The 7,980-nt window shown below is 60.3% G+C and carries 8 protein-coding genes; 2 read left to right on the top strand and 6 right to left on the bottom strand.

Going from position 1 to position 7,980, the window contains the following annotated elements; all coding sequences use genetic code 11:
• The 4 genes from QZY07_RS10040 to QZY07_RS10025 form a co-directional block, all read right to left on the bottom strand.
• The coding region (locus QZY07_RS10040) for an acetate kinase (RefSeq protein ID WP_295402081.1) at positions 1-1,035 on the bottom strand (1,035 nt) is incomplete at its 3' end.
• A complete protein-coding gene (gene pta / locus QZY07_RS10035) occupies positions 1,032-3,143 on the bottom strand; it encodes a phosphate acetyltransferase (RefSeq protein WP_295402080.1) in 2,112 nt (703 codons plus the stop codon). The genes pta and QZY07_RS10040, both read right to left, overlap by 4 nt.
• Positions 3,144-3,223: 80 nt before the next feature.
• Entirely contained in the window at positions 3,224-4,258 is a 1,035-nt protein-coding gene (locus QZY07_RS10030; RefSeq protein ID WP_295402078.1) for a thioredoxin fold domain-containing protein, read from the bottom strand.
• An 88-nt stretch (positions 4,259-4,346) separates the two neighbouring features.
• Entirely contained in the window at positions 4,347-4,688 is a 342-nt protein-coding gene (locus QZY07_RS10025; RefSeq protein WP_295402076.1) for a hypothetical protein, read from the bottom strand.
• A 100-nt stretch (positions 4,689-4,788) separates the two neighbouring features.
• Here QZY07_RS10025 and QZY07_RS10020 point away from each other — a divergent pair, with 100 nt between their 5' ends.
• Positions 4,789-5,391: a hypothetical protein gene (locus QZY07_RS10020; protein ID WP_295402074.1), complete on the top strand. Its 603-nt coding sequence runs from the start codon at positions 4,789-4,791 to the stop codon at positions 5,389-5,391.
• Positions 5,392-5,478: 87 nt separating this feature from the next.
• The gene (locus QZY07_RS10015; protein ID WP_295402072.1) at positions 5,479-6,054 is read left to right on the top strand and encodes a DUF6399 domain-containing protein; all 576 of its coding nucleotides are present in this window, start codon (positions 5,479-5,481) and stop codon (positions 6,052-6,054) included.
• 442 nt (positions 6,055-6,496) lie between these two features.
• On the opposite strand, the gene QZY07_RS10010 is transcribed toward QZY07_RS10015, so the two are convergent.
• Both QZY07_RS10010 and QZY07_RS10005 read right to left on the bottom strand, forming a co-directional pair.
• Positions 6,497-6,775 carry a hypothetical protein gene (locus QZY07_RS10010; RefSeq protein ID WP_295402071.1) on the bottom strand — a complete coding sequence of 93 codons (279 nt, stop codon included), beginning with the start codon at positions 6,773-6,775 and terminating at the stop codon, positions 6,497-6,499.
• Positions 6,772-7,437, bottom strand: a complete 666-nt coding sequence (locus QZY07_RS10005) for an FkbM family methyltransferase (protein ID WP_295402070.1) — start codon at positions 7,435-7,437, stop codon at positions 6,772-6,774. The genes QZY07_RS10010 and QZY07_RS10005 overlap by 4 nt, the downstream gene beginning before the upstream one ends.
• Positions 7,438-7,980: the final 543 nt, after the last annotated feature.

Raw genomic sequence — 7,980 nt, 5'->3', positions numbered from 1 at the left:
GCCCAGTTCGGCGTAATAGGCGCCGATGTATTTCTTCAGGCGATGGGCGGTGATGCCGATGGCGAGTTCGGCGCGTTCGTTGCCGTCCGCGGCAAGTTGTTCGATCTCGCGCATGTCGTTGACGCCGCAGATCCCGAGCAGTCCGCTCTGACGATTGAGCATGCGATCCAGTCCATCGGCGTCGAGCCCCAGATTCTTGCCGAGATAGATGACCACGGCCGGGTCGATGTCGCCGCAGCGCGTGCCCATCACCAGCCCTTCCAACGGGGTCAGGCCCATCGAGGTATCGATACACTGACCGGCGCGAATGGCGCTGGCACTGGCCCCATTGCCCAGATGCAGCGTGATCAGATTGCACTGCTCCAGCGGCTGGCCGAGAACGTGGGCGGCGCGTTTGGCGACATAGCCATGCGAGGTGCCGTGGAAACCATAGCGTCGGATACGGTGCTCGGTATAGAGGAACTCCGGGATGGCGTAGCGATAGGCGGTCGGCGGCATGGTCTGATGAAAAGCGGTATCGAACACCGCCACCGAGGGACCCCGGGGGAAAATCCGGCGGATTTCCTCGATGCCGATCAGATGCGCGGGATTGTGCAGCGGCGCGAGCGGCGTAACCTCGCGGATCGCCGCGATCACGGCGTCATCGACGATGGTCGGACGGTTGAAATGCTCGCCGCCATGAACGACACGATGACCGATCGCGACCAGCCCAGCCGCTTCGGCGAGCGCCTCGGTGTCTTTCAGGAGCGCGATCATCTCGTCGAGATTCTCGTCGGTCGCGCCGGAGCGTTCGCGCGAGATCTGCCCGGCCAGTGCCAGAATGATGCGATCGATGCCCTCTTCGTGGGTGCGAATCGGCGCGTCGACCCGGCTGGTTTGCCGGACGTTCCGGGCGTCGAACCATTCCGCCGTGACCTCGGCCTCGCGCTCGCCGATGCGCGTGACCGCACCCGAGGTCAGCGTCCGCCAATCGTCGCTGCGAAAGAGTTGATATTTGATCGAGGAACTCCCCGAATTGAGCACCAGCACCTTCATTCGGCGTTCTCCTGGAGGGCGTCGCGTTCGTTCTGTGCCTGAATAGCGGTGATGGCCACGGTGTTGACGATATCGGTCACCGTGCAGCCCCGGCTCAAATCGTTGACGGGTTTGTTCAGCCCTTGCAGGACCGGACCGATGGCGACCGCGCCGGCGCTGCGCTGGACCGCCTTGTAGGTGTTGTTGCCGGTGTTGAGGTCCGGGAAGATCAGCACGGTGGCATGACCGGCCACCTCGCTCTCGGGCATCTTGGAGCGCCCGATCTCGATATCGACGGCGGCATCGTACTGGATCGGTCCCTCCAGCTTGAGGTCGGGTCGGCGCTCGCGGGCAATCCGGACCGCCTCGCGCACCTTCTCCACATCCTCGCCCTTGCCGGAACTGCCGCTCGAATAGGACAGCATGGCGATGCGCGGTTCGATCCCGAAGGCGGCGGCGGTGGCGGCCGAGCTGATCGCAATGTCGGCCAACTCCTCGGAGTTCGGGTTCGGATTGACGGCACAGTCGCCGTAGACCAGCACCCGATCCGGCAGACACATGAAAAAGACGCTGGAGACCAGCTTGATGCCGGGCTTGGTCTTGACCGTCTCGAAAGCGGGCCGAATGGTGTGTTGGGTGGTGTGGGCGGCGCCGGAGACCATGCCATCGGCCTCGCCCAGATAGACCATCAGGGTGCCGAAATAGCTGACATCCTCCAGCACGTCATGCGCCATCTGCTCGGAGATGCACTTGTGCTTGCGCAGCTCGAAATAGGTTTGGGCATAGCGCTCGCGGTCGGGCGAGGTCAAGGGGTCGACGATGCGGATGCCGTCGAGTTTGAGGCCCAGTTCCCCGATACGGCGGCGAATCTTGTCCGGATCGCCGAGCAGGGTGAGATCCGCGACCTGACGCAGGGTCAGGATCTCGGCCGCGCGCAGGATCCGCTCGTCGCTGCCTTCCGGGAGTACGATTCGTTGGCGCCGGGCCTTGGCGCGCCGGATAAGTTCGTACTCGAACATCAGCGGCGTGATCCGGTCGGAGTGATGCACGGCGATGCGACCGCGCAATTCCTCCACGTTCACATAGCTTTCGAACAGACCGAGCGCGGCGGCGATCTTGCGGTCGTCGCCGGGCAGGATGGTCGCCTCGATGCGATTGACGTTCATCGCCGTGGTGAAGGTGTCGGCGGGCACCTGCATGATCGAGACCTTGGTCCGGCGCAAACCCTCGATCAGTCGCTGGACCTTTTCGGCCGGGCGCAGACCGCCGGTCAGCAACAGACCGGCCACGCGCGGAAAGGAGGAGGACGCATCCGCCGCCAGACTGGCGAGGATGATGTCCGAGCGGTCGCCGGGGGTGATGATCAGACAGCCGTCCTCGATATAGCCCAGAAAATCCGGGATCTCCATCGCCGCGATCTTGTAATTGGTGACCACCTGATGCATGGCGTCGCCCTCGCCGCAGAGACACTCGGCATTGAGCGCCTGACGAATCTCGCCGACGGTCGGCATCCCGAGGACGGATTGCTCGGGGAGCACATAGACGTTTTCGTTCTCGGTCAGCAGGTCGTAGGCGCGATTCTTGACGATTTCCACATACTCGGCGGCCACGCCGTTGACGACACTCGCCAGAAAGTCGCCGCCGCGCTCGCGCATCATCTCGTGCGCGATATGCAGGGCGTCGACCGCCTCCTGCGGGCCGCGACCGAAACCCTTGACCACCACCACCAGGCGACAACCGAAATTCGTGGCCAGATCCGCGTTGAAGTCGAATTCCAGCGAGGGGATGAGTCCGTTGTAGTCGGTCCCCGCGCAGACCACCAGGTCGCAACGCTCTTCCAGCATCTTGAATTTGTTCATGATGAGCTTGAGCAGCTCGTCGTAATGGCCGCTGCCGAGGAGCTGACGGGCCGTTTCCAGGGTACAGCCGTAGAGCATCTCGGGCGAAAAGGGCAGATCGTAGCGGCTGCGGATCAGGGCGGTGAGATTGTCCGACTCGCCCTCCTTGGGGGCGAACGGGCGGAAAAAGCCCACCTTCCGGTTCACGGCCGACAACAACTCCATGAAACCCAGCACTACCACGGATTTTCCGCTGCCGGAACCGGCACCGGCAATATAGACGCTTTGCATTGGTTTCCACTCTCAAAGGAAGGGGTAGACGGCACGGGACGCACCGAATGTTGCACTGCGCAAAAATACCAGATTCGCCCTCAAAACGCCCGCGACACCCGCCAGGCCCCATAGCTTTCGGTCAGATACGCCTTACTGGCGAGATAGTTCAGGACATTGCGCAGGCGATAGAAGCCGACTACCGAATCGACCCGCAGCAGCTCCTTGCCCCGTTCGTCGAAAAAGAGGATCGCCGGGGCATAGAACAGCCCAAGCTCGGCGGCCCAGTCGCGCGCCGTGGTGCGCTGGCCGGTGGGGGTGATGACCGGCACCTCGGAGCGCATGTCCAGTTGAACGCTGTCGAACTCGCTAAAATGACGATGGATGGCCGGCGCGCTCAATGCCTGCCCGTGCAGCACGTCGCAGGGATGGCAGTCGCCCTGCTCGAAAAAGACCGCCAGCGGACGCTCGGCCGGAGAGCGGCGGTCGAGATTGTGCGGCGGGGGCATGAAGAATGGCTCTTCGTTCAGATCCTCGGGCTCGAACACCATGCGGTCCTCGCCGCGCGCCAGATAGTCGCGGAAGGATTCGCGCCGGTAGTGTCCGTCGGCGACATACTCCAGGGCGGCGCGGAACTGATAGGGCGGGTAATAGCCGCGCAGATGCAGCGCGACGGTCCCGTCCGCGGCATAAAACAGGATGGCCGGGGTGAAGTCGCTGTCCTCGCGTTGCGACCATGCGCGCTCGGTCAGGGTCTCGCCGGCGAGCATGGTGACCTCCTCGGTCCCCCAGATATCGATGGGGACGACATCGAAATGACGGCGGGTGTATTCGACGATGTCGGAGAGCCCGAAATTCACCTGCATGAGCTGATGGCAGTAAGGACAGCGTTGCTGTCCGAAATAGACCATCAGCCCCTGCTTGCCCGCCGCGACCGCTTCGTCAAGGTCCACGCGGATATCCAGGAAACTCCGTTTGAACCAGTCCGGGTAGACGAGGAGATCCTCGCGCGGGAAGTCGTCGAAGCTGTCGGCATCGTCCACGGCAGCCGAGGACACCGCCGCCAGCGGGTGTGCGATCGGCCATGACAGCATGCTGGCGACCAGCATCGCCGCCAGGGTCGGTAACTGTGACATACGCTTGCTCCGGGCTGTCGACAGGGGAAATTAACGATTTTCGGCCTTGATCATCGGTTGGTCCAAAGCCGAGTATTTCGTTAGGCGATCAAGCGCCCTGAAGGAGTGGCAGGAGCGCCGGGTAGGCGTACCCTTGGAAGTGCAAACTGACCGAGGGAAATGCCGTTGCCCGATGCCCCTGCCGCTGTTGACTCTCTTGCAGATCGACGCCCCACGCCAATCCATGATCGCTTGGATCGCGCCAAGCATCGGCATGCGGTGGCGCAAGCGCCGCAGGATGGGCAGAGTCAACGCGCGGCGGTCGCCAGCGATGGCGTCGCGCGCCGCACACGGCGTCACTGGAACGCGCCCCCTGCGACCCCGGCACCGGCGGCGCGGGCGGGCGCGTGATCGGCGACTTTCTCGAACGCAGCGGACGGTCGGCGTTCATCGGCGCCTCCGACGGCGCGCAGCAGGCGTGCCATGCCACACCTTAGAGGAGCCGATCGTCACCACTGCCACCGAACGGCGCGAGACGCTGGGCCCAAGCCATGCCCCATCGCCTGCTGAGTCTCGCCGAAGAGGAGACCTGGAAGGACGGCATGCGCTTGGTGAGCATTGAGGCGGTCTCGGGCTTCATCCTGCTCGAGCAGACGCGCGATGAGCGCTCGGCGGCGGCCTGGACGCCGGCGCTCGCGAGCCAGCGCGCGGGGCTGAACGTCACCGTGGTGCAAGGGACCAGCGATGAGGCCAAGGGGCTGTTGGCACCTGTCCAACGCGATCTGGGCGCGCCTCATTCCACGGATCTGTTGCATCTGCAGCATGAGGTCAGCCAGGCGATGAGCCTCTCGCTGAAGCGCGCTGAGCAGCCGGCCGAGACGGCGGCGGCTGAGGCGACGGCGTGCTGGCAAGGCGCCTGCGCCGCCGAGCCGGCCGATCATCGCCGCCGCCATGGCCCGGGACGCCCACCGGCGTTTGCCGCGCGCCTCGATGAGGCGCTGACCGCGTCCGTTCAGGCCAGTCGCGCGCATGCGCGCGCCCAGGCCCAGCGCGCGGAGGCGAAAACCCTGATCGGCGCCTTCAGCGAGATCGATCCTCCCGATGCACTCCAACAGGGACAGGCGCAAACGCCCGAGCCGTTGCAGACGCGCTGAGGGGCACGGTTTGCGCGCCTGCAGGCGATCGCCGAGGAGGCGGACCTCTCTGCGCGCCGGTGTGCGCATCTGGCCAAGGCGAAGCGCTTGACCCACCGCCTTGTCGCCACGCTGGCCTTCTTCTTCATGATGGTCAACCCTCGGGTGCCGGCGCTGGACCTGGCTCCGGCGATCGCGCAGGCCATGCGCAACGACCGGATCCCGGCGCTCTCTCTGGAGCGCGCCGCCGCGCGCCGCACGCGCGCTGAACCACGCCATCGGCGGCGGGCACGGAGTGCTCAGCGCCTCGCCCCGCTGCTGACGCCCTCGCACCCGATCCCGTCGCTGGACCGGCAGACCCGTCGCCACCTCGAGCAGGTCGCCGGCGAGTGTGCCGCTCTGTTCCCGCGCAGCCGCTCGTGTGTCGAAGGGCGCAACGGCTTCCTCGCGCTCGATCGGCACGGGCATCACCAACTCAGTCCGCGCCAGCAGCCGGTCTTAACCGCCCTGCACCACTTTGCCATCAAGCGCCCCGATGGCACCACGGCCGCTGAGCGCTTCTTCGCTCAGCCCCACCCATCCTTGTTCGAGCAGGTGCTCGAGCGCAGGCCCTGGCCCGCTCGACCGGCGCGACGACGACCGCGCCCGGCGAGGCAGCCGTACCTCGTCCCGGTGGCAGCTTAGCCACGGTGGACCAATCGATGATCAAGGCATCGGTATCCAGCGCGTACATAGCGAGTAAGATGCCATAAAACATGCTAATCGTCGGCATCGGTCTGCTCCGGTCGTTCAAGATAATTTCGAGTTGAAAGATCGAACCTAGCCCCTTTTCCCCACCACATTGATCAGATCGACCAGCAGATCGAGTTCCTCGGAGAAGACGCGGAAGAAGACGCGGAAGAAGACATATAGGTCTCGTATTTATTATCCCGACGTCCTCGTATCGTCAATGCTCCGCCAGCGATTCCCGGCGAACGCTAACCTCTTGAAAAGATAGGTTGCTATTTTGCAAATCTTGTTGCTGTCAAGAGCGCGATTCTTTCTAAATCAGCAGCTTACACTCAGTTCGCCGGGAATTGCTGATGCTCCGCTGACGCGGGCAGACAAAATGCCTAATGTCTGGATGTCACATTAGGTTGTGCTTGGCGCGCAGCCGCCAGTCGGCGGGATGGCCCAGGTCGCGCGCACCCCGCATGAGGTCGAGCAGATCGCCTTCGCGATCGGCCACAGAGACCAGACGCGTCTGCGGCAACTCGGCGGCCAAGTCCGCCACCCGCGCGTCCCCTTCGCCCCAGCGCACGCGCTCCTTGAGCCCCGGACGGGTACCGTCTGGACCTTTCGGTTCCCGCGCCCACCTCCAGGCATCCACGACGCCCAACGGCTCGCGCTCGACAGTTAGAGTCAAATCGTATATGTATTTATTAATTTATCTGAAATAAATATAAGATTAGATCGCCTAAGTAGGGGCAATCGCGCTTCTGTTGTTTGTTCATAGATTGCTAGTAAGCGATATCCAAAAACTTCTAGAAATCCTTTGTATTTTTCTAATGATACATGACGTTGATTTCTCCAAGACATGCCAGCTTCAACTTGTACAAAATCGATATCTTGTCGTGATAGCATATCAGAAAAACCCTGCAAGACTAATAAGTCATGACCTTCGGCATCAACTTTTAAATACCCAATGTTCGTTATCGATTTTGATCTGCAAAAATCATCTCCTCTCGCCACTTTTATTTCATCCACATTACTTTTGTCTTTTGGATTGCTAACAATCTGATTCATTGTAGAATTAGGCTTGTTTGTCATCAAAGCGACGCCTTGAATATTGCTCAGTGCAAAATTATGTAATTCCAAATTGTTATATTTCTTCACATTTTCAGACAAGCTATTAAAGGTTGAAGAAACTGGTTCAAACGCATAAACATTACAATCAGGCCATATCAATTTAAAGGTATGGATAGATTGCCCTATGTTTGCGCCCACATCAAAAACAACAACTGGAGCAGAGAATTGATACTTTTTTGACAATCGACTAAACAGTGTTACAAAATCATTATTGCTCATGGCTTGTCTTTTCTTATCTCAACGGTGGGCCACTCTACGCGGACTGGTTTTATCTGCCTGTTTTCGTCAAAATAGACTCACAAAGTAATCTCCAGATGTTGTGAGCATAATTTTAGGATTCTTCCAAGCAACCGTTGTTACCCAGCGATGCTTAACTTGGTTTCCTGATCGATCAACATAGTTTCCTAAGCCAGGACCTGAGGTTGGCACATATGGCTGTTGAAAATGAATAAATTGAAACCCATCCAGCATAGATAAATAACTGGAATACTTTCCGTCCATAACCCTCTCGCTATTGTCAAGCAGCAAAATCCCATTGGGGCTCATGCCAATATTGAGTACACGCTGTAGACATAAAACTCGATCACGACCATCTATGGCAATAATATCGTAATCATCCTTAAAGTAAGCATCGTGATAGGGTCGGTCTATCTTAGTAATTGACTCACGTTTCGGAGTTCAAAATCGGCGCAAAACTGGCTTTAATCGTTTGTTTATAAAGGATAATGGCCTCAAGAATGGTAAAATGTCAGGTGCTTGAAT

The sequence above is a fragment of the uncultured Thiocystis sp. genome (assembly GCF_903866365.1).
In the GTDB taxonomy this organism is placed as follows: Bacteria; Pseudomonadota; Gammaproteobacteria; order Chromatiales; family Chromatiaceae; genus Chromatium.
Note: the sequence above shows the minus strand (reverse complement) of the source record. Positions and strands in the feature narration are given on the sequence as shown.